Annotated in this window: 18 protein-coding genes and 3 pseudogenes; 12 read left to right on the forward strand and 9 right to left on the reverse strand. The window is 58.2% G+C overall.

The window, feature by feature from the left end; all coding sequences use genetic code 11:
* Positions 1 to 3: 3 nt before the first annotated feature.
* Entirely contained in the window at positions 4 to 780 is a 777-nt protein-coding gene (locus HV770_RS31460) for an ABC transporter permease (RefSeq protein WP_217468666.1), read from the reverse strand.
* Positions 777 to 1,583 carry an ABC transporter ATP-binding protein gene (locus HV770_RS31465; protein ID WP_175165402.1) on the reverse strand — a complete coding sequence of 269 codons (807 nt, stop codon included), beginning with the start codon at positions 1,581 to 1,583 and terminating at the stop codon, positions 777 to 779. The genes HV770_RS31460 and HV770_RS31465 overlap by 4 nt, the downstream gene beginning before the upstream one ends.
* A 301-nt stretch (positions 1,584 to 1,884) precedes the next feature.
* On the opposite strand from HV770_RS31465, the gene HV770_RS31470 reads away from it, so the two are divergent.
* Both HV770_RS31470 and HV770_RS31475 read left to right on the forward strand, forming a co-directional pair.
* Positions 1,885 to 3,549: a sigma-54-dependent Fis family transcriptional regulator gene (locus HV770_RS31470; protein WP_175165403.1), complete on the forward strand. Its 1,665-nt coding sequence runs from the start codon at positions 1,885 to 1,887 to the stop codon at positions 3,547 to 3,549.
* Positions 3,550 to 3,845: 296 nt separating this feature from the next.
* Complete coding sequence (locus HV770_RS31475) at positions 3,846 to 4,085, forward strand: hypothetical protein (RefSeq protein ID WP_175165404.1); 240 nt, start codon at positions 3,846 to 3,848, stop codon at positions 4,083 to 4,085.
* Here the strand turns inward: HV770_RS31475 and HV770_RS31480 are convergent.
* Positions 4,082 to 5,008 (reverse strand): LysR family transcriptional regulator, encoded by a 927-nt coding sequence (locus HV770_RS31480; RefSeq protein ID WP_175165405.1) that lies wholly within the window; start codon positions 5,006 to 5,008, stop codon positions 4,082 to 4,084. The genes HV770_RS31475 and HV770_RS31480 overlap by 4 nt on opposite strands.
* A 151-nt stretch (positions 5,009 to 5,159) precedes the next feature.
* Between HV770_RS31480 and HV770_RS31485 the strand changes: the two genes are divergently transcribed.
* From HV770_RS31485 to HV770_RS31495, 3 genes are all read left to right on the forward strand, one after another.
* Positions 5,160 to 5,471 carry a MoaF-related domain-containing protein gene (locus HV770_RS31485; protein ID WP_121317650.1) on the forward strand — a complete coding sequence of 104 codons (312 nt, stop codon included), beginning with the start codon at positions 5,160 to 5,162 and terminating at the stop codon, positions 5,469 to 5,471.
* 67 nt (positions 5,472 to 5,538) lie between these two features.
* Complete coding sequence (locus HV770_RS31490) at positions 5,539 to 5,934, forward strand: GlcG/HbpS family heme-binding protein (RefSeq protein ID WP_175165406.1); 396 nt, start codon at positions 5,539 to 5,541, stop codon at positions 5,932 to 5,934.
* Positions 5,931 to 7,109 carry an MFS transporter gene (locus tag HV770_RS31495; RefSeq protein ID WP_175165407.1) on the forward strand — a complete coding sequence of 393 codons (1,179 nt, stop codon included), beginning with the start codon at positions 5,931 to 5,933 and terminating at the stop codon, positions 7,107 to 7,109. Before HV770_RS31490 ends, HV770_RS31495 begins: the two co-directional genes overlap by 4 nt.
* 529 nt (positions 7,110 to 7,638) lie before the next feature.
* On the opposite strand, the pseudogene tnpC reads toward HV770_RS31495, so the two are convergent.
* Together tnpC and tnpB are read right to left on the reverse strand one after the other, a co-directional pair.
* A pseudogene (tnpC, locus tag HV770_RS31500) lies at positions 7,639 to 9,125 on the reverse strand (IS66 family transposase).
* 29 nt (positions 9,126 to 9,154) lie between these two features.
* Positions 9,155 to 9,319, reverse strand: coding sequence for an IS66 family insertion sequence element accessory protein TnpB (gene tnpB / locus HV770_RS39895; protein WP_175165431.1), 165 nt, complete (start codon positions 9,317 to 9,319; stop codon positions 9,155 to 9,157).
* On the opposite strand from tnpB, the gene HV770_RS39900 reads away from it, so the two are divergent.
* The gene (locus tag HV770_RS39900) at positions 9,271 to 9,615 is read left to right on the forward strand and encodes a DUF5372 family protein (RefSeq protein ID WP_175165408.1); all 345 of its coding nucleotides are present in this window, start codon (positions 9,271 to 9,273) and stop codon (positions 9,613 to 9,615) included. The two genes, tnpB and HV770_RS39900, sit on opposite strands and share 49 nt — an antisense overlap.
* Positions 9,616 to 9,793: 178 nt before the next feature.
* Here the strand turns inward: HV770_RS39900 and HV770_RS31515 are convergent, their stop codons facing one another.
* Positions 9,794 to 10,705 (reverse strand): LysR family transcriptional regulator, encoded by a 912-nt coding sequence (locus tag HV770_RS31515; protein ID WP_175165409.1) that lies wholly within the window; start codon positions 10,703 to 10,705, stop codon positions 9,794 to 9,796.
* Between the two features lie 156 nt (positions 10,706 to 10,861).
* Here HV770_RS31515 and HV770_RS31520 point away from each other — a divergent pair, with 156 nt between their 5' ends.
* The 3 genes from HV770_RS31520 to katG all read left to right on the forward strand — a co-directional run bounded on the left by HV770_RS31520 (position 10,862) and on the right by katG (position 14,593).
* Positions 10,862 to 11,644, forward strand: a complete 783-nt coding sequence (locus HV770_RS31520; RefSeq protein WP_175165410.1) for an SDR family oxidoreductase — start codon at positions 10,862 to 10,864, stop codon at positions 11,642 to 11,644.
* A 331-nt stretch (positions 11,645 to 11,975) separates the two neighbouring features.
* Positions 11,976 to 12,293: a MoaF-related domain-containing protein gene (locus HV770_RS31525; RefSeq protein ID WP_175165411.1), complete on the forward strand. Its 318-nt coding sequence runs from the start codon at positions 11,976 to 11,978 to the stop codon at positions 12,291 to 12,293.
* A gap of 89 nt (positions 12,294 to 12,382) precedes the next feature.
* A complete protein-coding gene (katG, locus tag HV770_RS31530) occupies positions 12,383 to 14,593 on the forward strand; it encodes a catalase/peroxidase HPI (protein WP_175165412.1) in 2,211 nt (736 codons plus the stop codon).
* A 117-nt stretch (positions 14,594 to 14,710) separates the two neighbouring features.
* Here katG and HV770_RS31535 read toward each other — a convergent pair whose 3' ends face one another.
* Both HV770_RS31535 and HV770_RS31540 read right to left on the reverse strand, forming a co-directional pair.
* Positions 14,711 to 14,950: a hypothetical protein gene (locus HV770_RS31535; RefSeq protein ID WP_175165413.1), complete on the reverse strand. Its 240-nt coding sequence runs from the start codon at positions 14,948 to 14,950 to the stop codon at positions 14,711 to 14,713.
* Positions 14,944 to 15,252 (reverse strand): annotated as a pseudogene (locus HV770_RS31540) (transposase); the annotation flags it as partial. The pseudogene HV770_RS31540 and the gene HV770_RS31535, both read right to left, overlap by 7 nt.
* A gap of 17 nt (positions 15,253 to 15,269) precedes the next feature.
* Here HV770_RS31540 and HV770_RS39040 point away from each other — a divergent pair.
* Positions 15,270 to 15,413, forward strand: a pseudogene (locus HV770_RS39040) (IS3-like element ISBvi4 family transposase); the annotation flags it as partial.
* Positions 15,414 to 15,499: 86 nt separating this feature from the next.
* Here HV770_RS39040 and HV770_RS31545 read toward each other — a convergent pair.
* The gene (locus HV770_RS31545) at positions 15,500 to 16,087 is read right to left on the reverse strand and encodes a TetR/AcrR family transcriptional regulator (protein ID WP_217468667.1); all 588 of its coding nucleotides are present in this window, start codon (positions 16,085 to 16,087) and stop codon (positions 15,500 to 15,502) included.
* A gap of 141 nt (positions 16,088 to 16,228) precedes the next feature.
* On the opposite strand from HV770_RS31545, the gene HV770_RS31550 reads away from it, so the two are divergent.
* Both HV770_RS31550 and HV770_RS31555 read left to right on the forward strand, forming a co-directional pair.
* Positions 16,229 to 16,960 carry an SDR family oxidoreductase gene (locus HV770_RS31550; RefSeq protein ID WP_175165415.1) on the forward strand — a complete coding sequence of 244 codons (732 nt, stop codon included), beginning with the start codon at positions 16,229 to 16,231 and terminating at the stop codon, positions 16,958 to 16,960.
* Positions 16,961 to 17,190: 230 nt separating this feature from the next.
* The coding region (locus HV770_RS31555; protein WP_175165416.1) for an IS4/Tn5 family transposase DNA-binding protein at positions 17,191 to 17,768 on the forward strand (578 nt) is incomplete at its 3' end.

The raw sequence follows: 17,768 nt of genomic DNA on the forward strand, positions 1-17,768 counted from the left end.
CCGCTACTTTCCTGACCACTTCACAAAGAACCGTTCCAGAGCCAGGAAGCCAAGATTGATCGCGTATCCGATGCAACCTGTGGCAATGATCGTTCCATACATTTGACCAAGGTCGTAAACCTGCTCGGCGTCGATAATCCGACGCCCCATCCCGTCGGAAGAACCAATGAACATTTCGGCGACAATGATCACCACCAGCGCATAGGAGACACCGAGCCTCAGCCCGACGAACGTTTGCGGTAAAGACTCGTAGAACATCACGTCGCGTAGCACTCGCCAGTCAGATGCGCCCATTACGCGCGCCGCGAGAATGCGTGTCTTGCGTGCGTTCATTACGCCATAGGCCGTGTTGAACACAATCACGAGCCAGGCGGAAAATGCCGCCACTGCGACCTTGGATTCCTCGCCGATGCCAAACACCAGCAGAAACAGCGGAAACATGGCAGTGGCTGGCGTCGAACGGAAAAAGTCGATGATGAATTCGGTGGAGCGGTAAATCACCGGGCTCGAACCCAGCACGACACCGACCGGAATGCCCGCCACCGCTGCAATGACGAACGCATAGCCGGTACGTAGCGCGGTCGCGACGAGGTCCGGCCACAGCGTGCCCTGCACGACGCTGGACCACAGCGTGCCGAACGTTTCGAGAGGCCCAGGCAGCAGGCGGGGCGTCACCCAATGGACCGAATGTGCGACGCTCCAGAGCAGAACCAGTCCTATCGGACCGATCAGGCCAGGACGAACAACGCGCGTTCGCCATGCTGAACGGTTTGCCATCATCGACGCACCTCCCGCTGAAAGACTTCGAGGCTACGGCGCTTCGCCGCAATGAATTGCGGATGATGCAGGGTGGCATCGGTGCGTGGATAGGGCAATTCGCACGGTACGACGGCCGCCACCCGGGTTGGCCGCCGCGTCAGCATCAGAACCCTGTCGGCCAGGTAGACCGCATCCTCCAGATCATGGGACACCAGGATCATCGTGACCCCGCTTTGGACGAACACGGATTGCAGCTTCTCACGGATGAACAGGGTCATTTCGTAGTCGAGCGCGGAAAACGGCTCGTCAAGAAAGACAACCTCTGGATGTGGTGCTAGTGCACGCAGAATCGAAATCAATTGCTGTTGCCCGCCGGAAAACTCATAGGGATAGCGGTTCAGATCGAACCGTACGTCGAATTGCTCAACGAGTTCGTGCACGCGTTCACGCCGTTGCGTCGTGTTCATGCCTTGGATTTTCAACGGATACTCGATGTTCTCGAATGCACGCCGCCACGGAAACAGCGCCTCGCGATAGTTTTGAAAGACATAACCGATTGTGACATCGCGCACGTCCCGTTCGTCGAACAGGATCTGCCCTGCATCGTAGGGCGCGAGCCCCGCCATCATGTTGATCAGCGTGGACTTGCCGCAGCCGTTCGGGCCGAATATCGACGTGAAACTACCCGCTGGAATCTCCAGATCGAATCTGTCATATAGGGGCTGCCCGCCAAAAAATTTACTCAAGCCTTTTACGGTGACGGCGGGACGCCGTGGCGCCGTGGTCGTCGGTGTTGGATATATCGCTTCTACGCTTGCATGCATTCGCTGCCCCTCTGAATCGATCGGACGTTCGGGGAGTGCCCGTTGACGAGTGAGGCTATACGCAATATCCGTGCTAGCTGCACCTAACTCACCTTCATTTGCTCATAACGGCTGCCGGGCGAGCGAAACGCAAGAGGGTATTGCTATCGTGGTCTCGCGGATCATTCATTCCTGAGTCGTCGAATTGTTAACAAACGAATATTTTGTTCACGTAAATTGCGCAAAGCATCATCCCATTCGCGGCGGTTACTGGACGCCGCGAGAACGCATTCCCAATCGATCTGCGGACGTCGTCATATCCATGCCCCAGCCCATCGGTTCTTCCTGTGAAGACGCGGTCGACACGACCAATCGTTCGTCTGCGCGCGCAGACCTCGCGCTCGAAGTCCACGTCGACGTCAACTGGTCACTGCACGAACTCTTCTTCCGGCGCGAACTGGCTAAGGTGGTGGGGCGGTACTCAAACTCCGCTGAAAACCTGCGCGAGGTATTCCATCTGCTCTCGGAAATCCTGGGACTCAATCGAGGACGCCTGTTCTTGGCCGATCCGGCGACCGGCAGATTGACGCTCCGATGCGCTTACGGGCTGACGCGCGACGAAATGAGGCGCGGCGTATTCGCGCCTGGCGAAGGCATTACCGGCAAAGTGTTCGAGTCCGGCCAGTTGACCATCGTGCAGGACATCGACGCAGAATCGCGTTATCTGTGGCGTACCGTGCCGCGCAGCGCACTGCCGAACGGCACGACATCCATGTTCTTCTTCCCGATCCAGGTAAGCGGTCATACGCGAGGCGTCTTCAGCGTCAACCGGTTTCGCGGCATCTCCCGCAGCCTGACGGCCGACCTCGAAATACTGCGCGAGGTCGCGGCTCAAATCGGGCAGTTGCTGCGCCTCGACGACCTCATTGCGGAACGCATTCAGACCCGCACTGCGGCACTCGAATACGAAAACCAGACTCTGAAGCAGGCGTTAGATCAGCAAGCGCGCAGCTACGGCGTAATCGGTGAATCGGCAAAAATTCGCACGGTTATCCGGCAGATCGAACAGGTCGCCCCCAGCGACGCTACCGTCCTGCTACTGGGCGAATCCGGTACCGGAAAGGAACTGTTGGCACACGCCGTTCATCTCGCCAGTCCGCGCCGCGACTTTCCGTTTGTCAGGGTGAATTGCGGGGCGGTCCCCGAGGCGCTGTTCGAATCCGAACTGTTCGGCCACGAGAAAGGGTCTTTTACCGGCGCCACAAGTACTCGCCCCGGTCGTATCGAGGAAGCGAACAACGGGACACTATTTCTCGATGAGATCGGCGACCTGCCTTTTAACATGCAGGTCAAGCTCCTGCGCACGTTGCAGGAGCGCACCGTCTCGCGCATCGGCGCGCGCCGTGAGCAACGTGTTGACGTACGCATCGTGGCCGCCACCAACCAGGATCTGCGGCAACGCGTAAGCGAAGGAAAGTTTCGTCTCGACCTGTTCTACCGGCTCTATGTCGTACCCATTCATCTCGCGCCGCTTCGCGAGCGTCCGGAAGACATTGCATCATTGGTCCAATATTTCCTGCAGGAAGCCAACAGACGCTTCAAACGCAACGCGCGGCTCTCCGGCGAAGCACTGGCCGCCTTGATCCGCTATCCGTGGCCTGGAAACGTACGCCAAGTGCAGAACGTGATCGACCGCCTGACGCTATTAACCGAATTGCCGTTCATCGACGCACCCGAAGTTCTGGCGGTTCTGGACACGGAAGGCAACTCGTTGGCGTCAGTAACAGCAATGCCATCGGTAGACAGTGTGGGTCGTGTCGAATTGTCGAGGCATGTCAGCCTCGATCAGCGCCAACGTATCGTCATGGCGTTGGTGCGGGCCGGCGGTGTCAAATCGCGGGCGGCCCAACAACTCGGGTTGACACTCAGCCAACTCAACTATCGGATTCGAGTGCTGGGCATCGGCATGGAAGAAATTAGACCATAAGTCATCCAAAGCTGTCGTTTGCCGACGCGCCGTGGCCGCGGCGCTCATGCGCTCCGGGCGACGCCCCCGGTCAACAGCTATTCATAAGCCAAAGCAAAGAAGGCGGTACCGCAACCGGTGCGATACGCTGCCCGGCAGCCCGATAGCTTCGGAGCCCGCGTACGCCCCTGCGCCGAGAGTTGAATCGCCCGTGCTATGCACGACTGTGTGAAACTCTCGGCTTAGTCGACGTACTATCGTGGGCAGCCAAGTTTCAGGCTGGCACTGGGCTACCGCTGGTGGTCGACTCCGTCCAAATGAACTCTTTGCAGGTCGAGGACGGTATCGCGGCGAAGATTGTGATCAAGGGCAACCATGATGTACGGGCAGCATGCACGATGCTGGCGGCCAATCGAAAGTTTCAAATGGAGCGATTCCAGCTCAGGATTGGGCACCCTACGGGTTCGGTGACCCTTTCAAACACTTGCTCGGCTACTTTGAACGTGGACGACCCGGACGGCGTTCTTCTTGAGCAGTTACGCAGCGCTCTGGCTTAGAGCCTCGTATTGCCTGGAAGCGCGTTACCGCGCACATACGCGTTGAACGAGTGCGCACTTAAAAAATCGATAAAAGCGCGCAGCTTAGGCACCACGTACTTGCTCGAAGGCCAAAGAACTGTCAACGGACGCGGCTGTTGCTCCTCAGCATCAAGCACCCTTTGCAACTGGCCGCGCTCAAGAGCGTCACGAACACAGAAATCTGGCAAACAAGCGATGCCCCTGCCTTGCGTCGCGAGGAAAGCAAGTGTCTCGATGGCGTTACAGCTTATCGTAGAGCGCACATTTTGCAGAATCAGGTTATTCCAGCCGTCGACGGGCCACGGCTCAATCTTGCCAGTATTGGGAAACTTATAGAGCAGGCATCTATGTCGCAACAGGTCCGTTGGTATCTCTGGACTGCCCTCTCGGACAAGATAATCTGGCGACGCTACCAACAATCTTTGAAAAGTGAGGATTTGCCGGCTAACCAATCTGCTGTCGTCAACATCTCCAATTCGGACAACCGCATCAAAAGCCTCATCAATCAGGTCTACCTTGCGATCCGAAAAATCAACTTCGAGCTCAATGTTAGGGAACGCAATCATAAACTGATCTAGAACTGAGTGAAGCAGTGTTCCGACATAGGGCAGGCTAACTCTCAATAGGCCCCGGGGGACGCCTTTGATGTCAGACAGCTCCTCTTCAGCTGCCGCCATTTCCGAAATAATTCGCTGACATCGCTGCAAGAAGAGAACGCCCTCAGCGGTGAGTTTCATATTCCGGGTGTTCCGCTGAAACAGCCGAGTCGCCAAACGCTCTTCAAGGCGCGAAACACTTTTCCCCACAGCTGAGGCAGAAATACCGAGTATCCGCCCGGCGTCAACAAAGCTGCACGTTTCCGCCGATTTGACGAACGCAACGAGTCCCGCAAAATTGTCCATCACGTCTCCGGCATCTACGCATTCAGGACATCAACGTCCGATATGCAAGGAGGCAAAGCCCATTTATCTCATCTTACCCGATGGATTACAGTTTCGCTGGATGGCAATCAGCCATCTTATGAAAGCATTTTGTAACATACTGGAGCGAAAGATGACGCAGTTGTTTCCCTATGCTGGTCAAGAGTTCACCGTCAATTACGGCGGGGATTTGATCTTCAAGAACATTTACTCGAAAGACGGAAAGCACGTTACCGCAGAGTTTCTTGCCGGTGAAATGGCAGGGGCGAAAATGACCATGCCTTTTTGCTGGCAAGCATTGCCGGCCGGCGACTTCTTGCTTTGGTGGCAGGAAGACGACAAGTCCACCATCGTACACTGCGATAATTTCGAAGCGAAGAAATCCAAGACCTTCTACACGAAGCTCGACGGCAGCTTTTACGTTCTCGATGGTGTCATTTCCTGACCATTGAAGGGCCTTGATTTGTCGAAGACAGAGGGGCGCGAGACAACACTTAGACGAGAGCCATCAATTGTTTCTGGAACATATAACGGAAGAAGTAATTTCCCGCGCCCTCAACGCCGCGGATAATTTCGATGCAACCATTTGCGTCAGTGTTGTGGATAAAAACGGCCTCCTGTGTGGTTTCCGACGTATGGTGGACGTAATTCCTGGCGCCATCGATGTCGCTTTCAAGAAAGCTCGCACGGCGTCCCTGTTCCGGCTAGATACGGAGGAAATCGGGAAGATAATGCGCCCGGACGGCGTCGCATACACTCTCGAATTCACAAACGGCGGTCTGATTGGCTTCGGCGGCGGCGTTGTCATTTATGACAACACCGCCCGTGTTGTAGGAGCAGTCGGTGTGTCCGGCGCGACTCCGGGAATCGACAATCAAATTGCATTGAAGGCCGCGGGGCGCGAATGACCGGAAATCGCAATGAGACTTTACGGTCTCTCGCATCGTTAGCTATCACGGCATTTGCGATCGGCGCAGCGGAGTTTATCGTTGTCGGTGTACTACCCGCTATCTCTCTCGATCTTCACGTTTCGTTGGCACGAGCTGGCGGCCTGATCGGAGTCTATGCGTTTGCGTTGGCAATCGGAACGCCGATTACGGTCCTGGCGACTTCGCATCTAGGTCGCAAGCCGTTGCTCATTGGGCTGGTGCTCGTATTCTTCGCTGGCAATGTCGCCGCCGCTTTGTCCAGGGACTTCAGCACACTACTTATCGCCCGAGTTCTTACCGCAGTTGCACACGGAAGCTTTTTCGCAATCGGAGCTTCGGTCGCGGCGCGTCTGGCGAAACCTGGACAAGCCAGCCGGGCAATTGCTCTCATGTTTGCTGGGCACACTTTAGCAATGGTGGTGGGTGTCCCTCTAGGGACCTATTTCGGCAACTTGTTCGGATGGAGACTGCCGTTTTTGCTGATCGCGTGCATAGCGTTCGCGTCGGTACTCGCGATCGCCAAATGGCTCCCTTCGGTCTCAATGCCTACGTCGCAAAGTCGGACAGATCAGTTGATGACAATAAGGAATCCGGCCATCCTAACAATGATGGCAGTTACGATTCTTGGTTTTGGGGCAAGTTTTGCTCCATTTTCCTTCATCACGCCGATACTAGTGAATGTGGCTGGGTTCACAATAGCTGGCGCAAACCTGATGCTCGTCGTTTTCGGCTTGGCGACGGTATTCGGCAACTCGATCGGCGGCGCGGCGGCCGCGCGAATCGGCTGGCTCGGCACGCTCAAGGGGATCTTCGTCCTTTTGGCTGCGACGCTCGGCGCCATCGGATTTCTTGCTCACTCCCCTGCTGCACTGGTGTGTTTGCTGTTCATTTGGGGAGGTCTTGCGTTTGGCATGTCGCCAGCTTGTCAGGCGGCGATGCTCTCGACGGCAGAAGCATTTGCCCCTGGAGCAATTGACTTTGCATCAAGTCTCAATATCTCGGCTTTCAATCTCGGAATTACATTGGGCGAGACGACTGGCGGCTTCATGGTAGCAAAGGAACATTTGCCGCAGACACCACTCCTGGGCATGATCTTGGTGATCAGTGCGATAATTCCACTCAAGCGTTTAGGTACGTTACACACACGCTCGTGAGGTTCGGTAACGCCGGTATTGCACCGGCGTGCCGAAACGGAGACAAGCATTTGAGATACGCGCACTTGGTTGACTGTTCCGTTCTCCCGGCCGTTTCCACCATTTCCATCGTGCCGGTTACGCCTTGTGCAACACCGATTCGGAGGTGAGACTGTCCTCGATGAAACGGATCAAAGCGCGCCCGGCATTGTGATCTTCGTTCGCTTCACCAAAGACCGCGATCTCGCAGGGCGGCAGGTGATGGCTAATGCACGTAAGCCACGGTTCTGCAACAACGAAGACTGCCCAAGAATGGCCAGGCCAGCGCCTGCGGCGATGGCTGCTTCGACACCCAACAGGCTGGTGCACGTATAGACCACTTCGCTTGCCCGTCCAATGCCCGCAAGCGCGTCGATGGCCATGCGCCGATAAGGACACTAGTCCGGCAATGCTACCAACTGCACAGCAGCATCTTCGCTCCATATGAAGTCGCTTGCACCGACCCAACGTAAGCGTGGCACCAGCGACGTATTGACTGGGGCCTTGAGTTTCAGACCACGGTGCGGAGCTGATCGGCACCGACCCACGGCGCCAGTTCGTCGATGCGGTTAATCGCATGGTCGGCGATGCGTGCGAGCACGAAGCGCAGATACGCCTCGGGATCGATGCCGTTGAGTTTTGCGGTGCCAACGAGACTGTAGATTGCGGCAGCACGTTCGCCGCCGGAGTCTGCTCCGGCGAACAATTCAGCGCATAGAGAATCGCCCGGCTCGTGTCCGATTTGCGCGAGAGCGTTTCCAGCGTCGTTGTGAGCCACGCATGGAATTGATCGAGTAACGGCCGTGCGTGCTTGTGTCGATGCACACGGCGCTCGTCGGGCGGCTTGCCCCTTATCGCTTCCTCAATCCTGTACAGCTCGCCGATACGCTCGAGCGCTTCGGTGTTGAAAGCATTGGGGCGCGCGGCGTGCAATTCGTAAAACTGTCGTCGAGCGTGGGCCCAACAAGCCGCCTCCGTGACGTGCCCGGTTTCATAGATGGCCCGATAGCCGCCGTACGCGTCGGCTTGCAGGGTACCGTTGAACGACCCGAGATGCTTCTGCGGATGAATGCCCTTGCGATCCGGCGTATAGGCGAACCACACCGCAGGCGGCGTCATGTCCGCCGAGGTTCGATCATCGCGCACGTACGCCCACAAGCGACCGGTCTTCGTCTTGCCGTTGCCCGGTGCCAGCACTGGAACCGGCGTATCGTCGGCGTGCAGTTTCGTTGCCGACATCACGTGAGAACGCAGCGCTTCAACGAGCGGCTGCAGCAGCGTCGCCGCGTGACCGACCCACTTCGCGAGCAGCGAGCGATCAAGCTCGACGCCTTCCCGCGCGTACATGACCGACTGCCGCTAAAGCGGCACGTGGTCTGCGAACTTCGAGACCAGCACGTGTGCCAGCAGCCCAGGGCCGGCGAGACCGCGTTCGATCGGACGACTCGGTGCAGGTGCCTGAGCGATGTGGTCGCAACACACGCACGCAAACTTCGGGCGCACATGGCGGATGACCCGGAAGCTTGCCGGTACGTACTCCAGCTGTTCGGCGATGTCTTCGCCTAGCGACTTCATCTCGCCACCGCACTCCGAGCACTTCCCGGCAGATTCGGGCAGGTGTGTGCGGATCTCGCGCGGCAGATGTTCAGCAAGAGGCTTGCGCGGGACCTGTTCCGCTACGGTACGCGGCGTCTTTGGGATATCGACCGGTGCTGCACCCTCGTCAGCCTCAAGGTCTTCGAGTCGCAACTCGAGTTGCGCGATCTGATGGCCCAGCTTCTCTGACTTGCGACCAAACTCCATACGGCGCAGTTTGGCAATGAGTAGCTTCAGGTGCTCCACTTCGGCTGCGCGCGACGCCAACGCGGCTTGCTGCGAGTCGACCGTTTGCTGCAGTCTGAACACTTGCGCGTTGCGCTCGCGCAGCGTCACTTTCTGGCTGAGCAGTATCGCCTTCAGCGTTTCGACATCGTCGGGAAGTGGATTCGCGCGCGTCATGCAGGCAGTTTACGCGCCGGCAACGACGTTTACGACGCCGACGTCGGTCGGGCCGTTCTCGTCGGTTGCCGCCAGTCGATGCCTTCCAGCAGCATCGACAGTGGCGCCGGGCTCAGGCAGATAACACCACCGTCGGCTTGAGGCCATGCGAAGCGTCCCTTCTCGAGTCGCTTGTAACATAGCTCGGAATGCAGGCCTTGTTGATACCTCGACGCAGCTTGTCCTCATAACTCATCCCTTCCATCCATTCAGTGGGCGGCAGCTCGTCTGCGTTGGCGAGCGCTATAACCGCGCCGGCAAGCGTCTCTTGCTGCGCATCGACGACAAGAGCTGCTGCTCCGTTCCCCCGAAGTGGACCGATATGAGCGAGCCTGATCCTGAAGTCACCATGGGGCAAGAACGTGCGCTGTTCACGGTCGCGGACTTGATGGAGCTTGCTTGCCTCGTGACACGCCTCTCCTCGCACAGGCGAGCTGATAGCGCTAACTAGCTGTAAGCCGAGTTTTGCCGCATATGTAAAATAATTAATGCCGCAATTGTTCTACGTATTGTGGATAAAGTTCCGTTTATGCATTTGCTTTATGCTATTTAAGTTCACCGCGATTGACCTTGACAACGCTTCAATCGCGGCACAATTTAATTACACAACGTTTTTTGATGCGATCGGCTCATGCGGATGTCCAGTCCAGCCGGGTACGCGCGCGGAGAAAATCAAGAAGCGCGCGCGTCCTCGCGGGCAGGTACGTCCGGTTCGGATAGAGGAGCCACGCTGTGCCTTCAAAGTCGGCAGGGGTGATCGCATGGTCGGGCAGTAGCTCTACCAATTGTCCCGCGGCAACATGAGAGGAGCAGAGCCAACCTGGCATGAGGGCAGGACCGAGTCCGGCGAGCGCGAGATCGCGTTGCGCCAACCCGTTTGACGCCGTAATCGCAGCGTCAACGACTATGCTCCTCACCAAACCAGAAGGTATGCGAACGATCCAATCGGATTGAGGCTGTGGGTGTCCGAAGAGGACGCATTTGCGGCTTTCCAGATCGCTGGATTCGCGGACGGCGCCATTGCGGCCGAGATAGTCAGGGCTGGCGCAGACCTTGTAGGACGCGTCAAACCATTTTACGCGGACGGCGCCCTGCGACATGCGGGGGCTCAAGCGCAATGCCAAGTCGATACGATCCGCTACCAGGTCGAGATTGAAGTCGGTGAAAACCAACTCAAGCTGGACGTCCGGATAGAGGCGCGTGAACTCCGGTATCAGCGGCAATAAGCAAATCTGGCCGAATGCGACGGAAGCCGTCACTCGCAGAACGCCGGACGGATGATGCTCAAGCGATTTCAGTGCATCACTTGCGGAATCGAGCTCGTCGAGCAGGTGCGAAACTCGTTCCAGATAGGCGCTTCCTGCTTCGGTTAGGCTGACATGCCGTGTGGATCGCTGAAAGAGTCTTACCCCCAGCTCGCGCTCGACGCCGTGCACAATTCGCGAGACCGAGGACGGATCCAGATCCCGCGATTTGGCAACGCTTGAGAAATTTCCCTGCTGAGCGATCTCGACCAGCAAGCGGAGATGATCGTGGTTCATTGATGCACGTTCCGCACAAATTTTGTGAGTAATTCTGTATTTATTGAGTGTTGCGCATCCATATAAGATGAGCCCGCCGAGATGCTACCGAGCGTCGCCATCCGTCAATTGGGCGGCTCCCGACCCTTGGCGGCAATCAATTTTCAGGAGAAGGCAATGAACGCCAACACAAGCAAGGTGGCTCTGGTCACAGGCGGCTCGCGCAGTATCGGACGAGCCACCGCGCTCGAGCTTGCCCGACTCGGCTACTTCGTGATCGTACATTATCGGGCTGATCAGAAGGCTGCGAACGCGACTCTCGACGAGATCAAGAAAGGCGGATCGGATGGATTTGCAGTTGCAGCCGACCTGACTTCGCCTGCGGGTGTCTCGCAGATGTTCGACGCGGTTGACACGGGGCTTGCTCGTCACGGGCGCAGCAGCGTTCTTGACGTGTTGGTCAACAATGCCGGCGTGGCCGATGGTGCCCCGATCGGCGAAACGACTTCGGACCTGTTCGACAGGCAGTTTACCCTGAACGTGAAGGCGGTTTTCTTTACCACGCAGGCGGCGCTGAGTCGGATGGGCAGCGGCGCGCGGATCATCAATCTGTCGAGCGTTTTGTCGAGCCGCGTGTTCGAGACGGCCAACGGCTTCGTCCCGATCTCGGCTTATGCTGCGGCGAAGGCCGCCATCGACGCCCTGACCAGGCATTGGGCGGTGGAGCTCGCCTCGCGCGGGATCATCGTCAATGCCGTCGCACCAGGCCCGGTCGATACGGATATGAACGCCAGCTGGCTGCGCACCGATGACGGTCAGGCGATGATGAAGGCGGCGAGCCCTCTGGGGCGCGTCGGTCTGCCTGAGGACATAGCGGGAGTGATCGCCTTTCTGGCGAGCTCCGGATCGCGATGGACTACCGGTCAGGTGATCGACGCGAGCGGCGGATACAGACTCTGATCCTTAGACGAGCCGGATTGACGCGGACTGCCTGACCGATCGGGCAGTCAGTCCGTGTGAAATCCAAATGTCCCGAACGTCTGCTCCATCGGCGATTTGAAGTGGCGGCCCTTCGCGCGGATGGACCGGGACACAGCTTCGCGGCCAGGCGCAAGCTTATTCGGGATTTCGCTTCACAGGAGATGTGGAGCGTATCACCGTTCTCAGGATGTCGACGCCGATCTACTTGCAAAGCACGTGGCGGGGTCGGTCACCTGACCGCCCGCGAAATTCGTATCGACAAGTAGCCCCGTAGCACTTGTAGCTGGGCCGCATCGCACGGAGAAACGATATGAGGATGGATGTCTTTGAGTTTTCCGGAAGATCACTTGTCGTGACCTATGAGGGTCTTACTGCGACGAATGTCTATAGCTCCGATGGGCGTTCACTAACCTATGAGATCACCGAAGGCTCGCTCAAGGGAAATCGTGCCACCGTCGATTTCACATGGCACCAGCTTCGTGGCAAGACCTACGCCTTCTCGTGGCAAGAAGCGAACGGGGCTACGGTCGTCCATATCGATGATTTCGAGGCGGGGCGATCGCTTTCCTTCTTTACAACGCCGAACGCGGAGTTCTTTCGCCTCGAAGGGGCGCTCGAGGCGCGCTGACTAAAGCGGGGCCTTCGCTTCGCTCAACCGGTAATGTCCGCCACCATTGCGCGTCTCCGCGCACTCTTCCAACCCGAAAAAGGAATGTCATGGATAAGGATACTGATGATGCCGGGAAGTGTCCGGTAGCACATTCACACGTCGTTCTGGGCAGCAAGTCGCTCCGTGACTGGTGGCCCAATCAGCTCAACCTCAAGGTCCTTCATCAAAACTCGTCGCTCTCCAATCCGCGTGGCGCTGCTTTCAACTACGCCGAGGAGTTCGCGAAGCTGGACTATGAGGGACTGAAGTCGGATCTGCGCGCGCTGATGACCAACTCTCAGGAGTGGTGGCCGGCGGATTTCGGTCACTATGGCGGATTGTTCATCCGCATGGCTTGGCACAGCGCTGGCACCTATCGCACCGGCGATGGACGCGGCGGCGGCGGAACCGGTCAGCAGCGCTTCGCGCCACTCAACAGCTGGCCGGACAATGTAAGTCTCGACAAGGCGCGTCGCCTGCTGTGGCCCATCAAGCAGAAATATGGTCGCCGCATCTCCTGGGCCGACCTGCTGATTCTTGCCGGAAACGTCGCGCTCGAATCGATGGGTTTCCAGACTTTCGGCTTTGGTGGCGGACGCGAAGACGTGTGGGAGCCCGATGAATACACTTATTGGGGTTCCGAAGCCGACTGGATGGCAACCGACAAGCGCTATTCAGGCGACCGTAATCTCGAGGCTCCGCTTGGCGCGACGACCATGGGCCTGGTCTACGTCAATCCAGAAGGACCGGAAGGCATCCCGGATCCGGTCGCGGCTGCTCACGATATTCGCGAAACCTTCGGCCGCATGGCGATGAACGACGAAGAAACCGTAGCCCTCATTGCCGGTGGGCATAGCTTCGGCAAGACGCATGGGGCGGGTCCGGCCAGCCATCTGGGGGCCGAGCCTGAGGGAGCCGCGATCGAGAACCAGGGCCTGGGCTGGAGTAGCAGCTTTGGCACCGGCAAGGGAGGCGACGCCATCACCAGCGGGCTCGAGGTCACCTGGACTTCCACGCCCACGCAATGGAGCATGGGCTTTCTGACGAACCTGTTCGGATACGAATGGGAACTCACCAAGAGCCCGGCCGGAGCGCATCAATGGCGCCCGAAGGAAGGAGCGGGAGCCGGCACGGTGCCGGACGCGCATGACGTGACCAGGCGTCGTGCGCCGGCGATGCTGACTACCGACCTCGCGCTGCGGTTCGACCCGGCCTATGAGAAGGTCGCACGGCGCTTCCTTGAGCAGCCCGACGCGTTCGCCGACGCATTTGCCCGAGCCTGGTTTAAGCTGACTCATCGCGACATGGGGCCGCGCGCGCGCTATCTCGGTCCGGAGGTGCCGGCCGAGGAACTGATCTGGCAGGACCCGGTCCCGACAGCTCATCATGCGCCGATCGATGCGGCCGATATCGAGGCACTCAAGGCCGATATTCTCGAGTCCGGGCTCACGGTTGCGCAGCTCGTATCCACCGCTTGGGCCGCGGCGTCGACCTTTCGCACCACCGATAGGCGTGGCGGCGCGAACGGCGCGCGGCTTCGCCTCGCACCGCAGAAGGGCTGGACAGTCAACGAGCCCGAAGAGCTGGCGAAGGTCCTCAGCGCGCTTGAGGCAATCGCGAGCGCGTTCAACGACGCGCAGTCGGGCACCAAGAAGGTGTCCCTGGCTGATCTGATCGTGCTCGGAGGTGCGGCGGCGATCGAGCTGGCCGTAAAGAAGGCAGGTTATGGTGTTGCCGTTCCGTTTGTCCCGGGGCGGACTGACGCTGTGCAGGAGCAGACCGATATCGCCTCCTTTTCGGTACTCGAACCAGTGGCCGACGGCTTCCGCAATTATGTTGGCGCCGACAACGCAATCCCGGCCGAGCAATCGCTGGTCGAGAAGGCGCAGCTTCTAGGGTTGACCGCGCCTGAAATGACGGTTCTGGTTGGCGGCCTGCGCGTCCTGGGAGCCAATTTCGCGAATTCTCCCCATGGCGTCCTCACCCGCCGGCCGGGCGAGTTGACGAATGAATTCTTCGTCAACCTTCTCGACATGAGTACGGTCTGGGAGGCGATCCCCGACCAACGGAACGTCTATGGGGGGCGCGACCGCGGGACGGGTGACCTGCGTTGGAGCGCAACGCGGGCCGACCTCGTCTTTGGCTCAAATTCGCAGCTGCGGGCGCTTGCCGAGGTCTATGGCGAGCGCGACGCGCAGGAGCAGTTCGTCACGGATTTCGTGGCGGCCTGGAACAAAGTGATGAATGCCGATCGCTTCGATCAGGCTGTTCGAGCCTGATAAGCGGACGGGCGCGGCTGACTAGCAGTTGCGCCCGTTGAGGCTGACTGGCTTCGCTCCGCGGCATTCGTCCAGTACGGAGCGGACGATGTCACGACACCCCCTGCGAACGCCGGCTTACGACATTGCTTCATAGAAGAATGGAAAGCTGCTGATGATGATGCCTACATTAAAACTGTAGGAAGATGCATGGCCGAAGAGATCGACGACATCATGGAGAATTTCCACGAAACCATGCGGGCTTCGCTTGCGCGAAAGGCCAACAGCAACGAAGCCTAGGAAGGCAATGGCCAGCGAAGCGCCCGCCAGACGACCCCGAATGCGGGTTATATCCCGGGCGCGAACAGTGGCTAACACAAGTCATCCACGAAGCGAGAACAGATGACAGCGTCGGCGAGGGAGAGCAACGCAACATGAATGTCGAGACGACGCTCGAAACGAATGCGTGGTTTTCCGAAGCCGGCAAGCCAGGCATGTGTGCGCTCGACCACCCAGCGATGTCGTCCAAGTCGCCCCATGCTTTCTACCCCTTTTCGGGCTATACGAGCCCTGATTCCGCGTTGCTTCAGGTAACGCCGACAGCGGGCAAAGTCGTAGCCCTTGTCAGCGTGCAGTTTGCCCGGGCGGTTGCGGGGCTGGCCATTCAGTCCCGACACCGCCGCGGCAATTGACGTAGGTCAGACAGGACTACCCGGTGCCGTCGATGTGCCGGGTGCCTGGTATGTCGAAGAGCGGGTGCTACGCGTGGCGCAAACTGCCGCCGCCGTCCCGCATGCAACACGAACCTTGGCTGCAAGCAAAGATCCTCGCCGCACATCAGCCGTTCGAATCAGGCGCCGTAAGGAACTTCGCAGGCCGTACGCTCACTGAGCCAAAGTCAGAATCCGCGCGAATACCAAATCCCGCTCACTTTAGTCTTCCGTTAGAAGTGGATCTGACCTGCTCAAGATAGGAATTGCACATCAAGATCAACTGCTTTTGCACAGCATGCCTTTCGGCATCGGGAAGATTGCGCTCAAACGCACTTCGGACCGTGCCGAAAATCGTGGTGAGAAGCGTCAGATTTATGACGGACAGATCGGTGAAAGCGACGTCAGCCGCGCTCGCGAACATCGCTGCCGTCGCTGCGTCGACGCGACACGCGAAGGCTTCGATCAAGGGCTCGTTATCAAGTTCGACGACGGATCGGTAGAGGACTCGGGTCACGTCAGCCCGTTCGTTCTTGGCGTTCCAATAGGTCGTCACAAGTGCTTCGACCATCTGACTGGTCGGTGCGCCATGGAGCGCCCGGCAGGCGTATTCAATCTTTTCGGCCAGCCCATCCAGATAGTGCTGGTTCAGGCCATAGAACAGCGCCTGCTTGTGTGGGAAGTACTGGTACAGGGTTCCCACCGAGACGCCAGCCCGCTCAGCGACACGCGTTGTTGTCAGACGACGGGGGCCAACGGCCAGCAAAACCTGAATAGTTGCCTCGAAAATGACGTTCAACGTCACCGTCGCACGCGCCTGACGCGGCTTTTTGCGGGGTGTTAGGTGAGTAGGAGGCTTTGACGCCATATGCGAATTCTCAAACGGAACGATCCTCTATATCTTGCTCTTATCTCTTATCGACACCGCACTTTGGAAGGATCATTCATGACTGGCAGCAACCGCATCGCACTCGTCACTGGCGCCAACAAAGGCATTGGGCTGGAAATCGCCCGTCAGCTTGCGCAAGCTGGGACTTTGGTCATTATCGGCGCGCGAGATCCCGGGCGGGCCGACGGGGCGCTCAAAAACCTCGCATCTCAAGGGTTGAAGATTCAATTGGTTCTGATTGACCTTAACAAACCGTCAAGCATTCTAGCCGCCGCCGAAACGATTCGTGTGGAACACGGCAAGCTCGACATTCTCGTCAACAATGCAGGCATTGTCGATGCGGAAGATGGCCCACCGACTTCGTCCTCACCCGATGCAGTTCGCAGAATACTGGATACCAACTTCGTCGGCACCCTGACTGTGACGCAGGCAATGCTGCCGCTATTGCGTCAGTCGCAGGCGGCACGGATCGTGAATCTGTCCAGTTCGTTGGGTTCTCTGACGCTCAATGGGGACCCAACATCGCCCTACTATGCCGCACGACTGATCGGCTATAACGCTTCCAAGGCCGCGCTCAACATGCTCACTGTCCAGCTCGCCGAAGAACTGAAGGAAACAGCAATCGTCGTGAATTCTGTGAGCCCGGGCTACGTAAAAACCGATCTGACCGGCCAAAGCGGTTTCATGACTGCCGAAGAGGCAGCGAAGCTGCCGGTGAGATATGCGTTACTCGGCAAGGGGGCTGTTTCGGGCAAGTTCGTCGAGCCGAACGGCGAAACACCCTGGTAAAAAAGCTCGGTCACCATTCGCGGTTCCGGATGACTGCCACGGGCCAGGGAACAGTCGCTGGCTCGCTTACCTGACTGCAGCCTCCTCGGAACGGGAGTCTGAACCGCCCCGGATTTGGTCTCAGGATTACCCATAAGTCGCTCGCGACTGTGCGATTGAAGGGCGATGGCCTGTAAACGGTAACGACCGATCTTAACTTTGATCCGGTTCGTGATCTGTAATGCCGGGCATTGTCGGACACCTCTGACCTTGATGATTGGGCAAATGAAGAGTTTGGCGCCGCCGAGCTCGGCGACGCTCGCCTGACCAGACGGCTCATGACGCTGGCACGCAAGCTTTCGCTGGGCCCACATTGCTCTTTTCCGCAGTCGTTCAATGGTTCGGAGCTGAACGCGGCATATCGTTTTTTCGACAACCCGCACGTGGATGTCGATGGCGTGCTGGGTGGGCACATCGGTCAAACGCTGTGTCGTATGCAACAGGTGCGAGTCGTCCTTGCCGTTCAGGACACCACCGAGTTCAATTTGTCTCATCTGCGGACAACCGAAGGTCTGGGATACGGCTCCGATCCACACGTGCGTGGTTTCCTGATACACAGTCTGCTTGCGCTCAGGCCAGAGGGGCTGCCACTCGGGCTGATCGGGATGAAGATCTGGATACGTAGGCACGAGGAGTTGGGCAAGAAACATCTGCGCGGGCAACGAACTGTACAACAGAAAGAGAGCGCAAAATGGCTAGAAGGCATCGAGCAACTGGGCGTACTCAAGACGCACTGTCCGTGCACGCATGTCATCGGCGTGAGCGACCG

Origin of the sequence: Paraburkholderia fynbosensis (assembly GCF_902859935.1) — a bacterium.
Lineage (GTDB): Bacteria > Pseudomonadota > Gammaproteobacteria > Burkholderiales > Burkholderiaceae > Paraburkholderia > Paraburkholderia fynbosensis.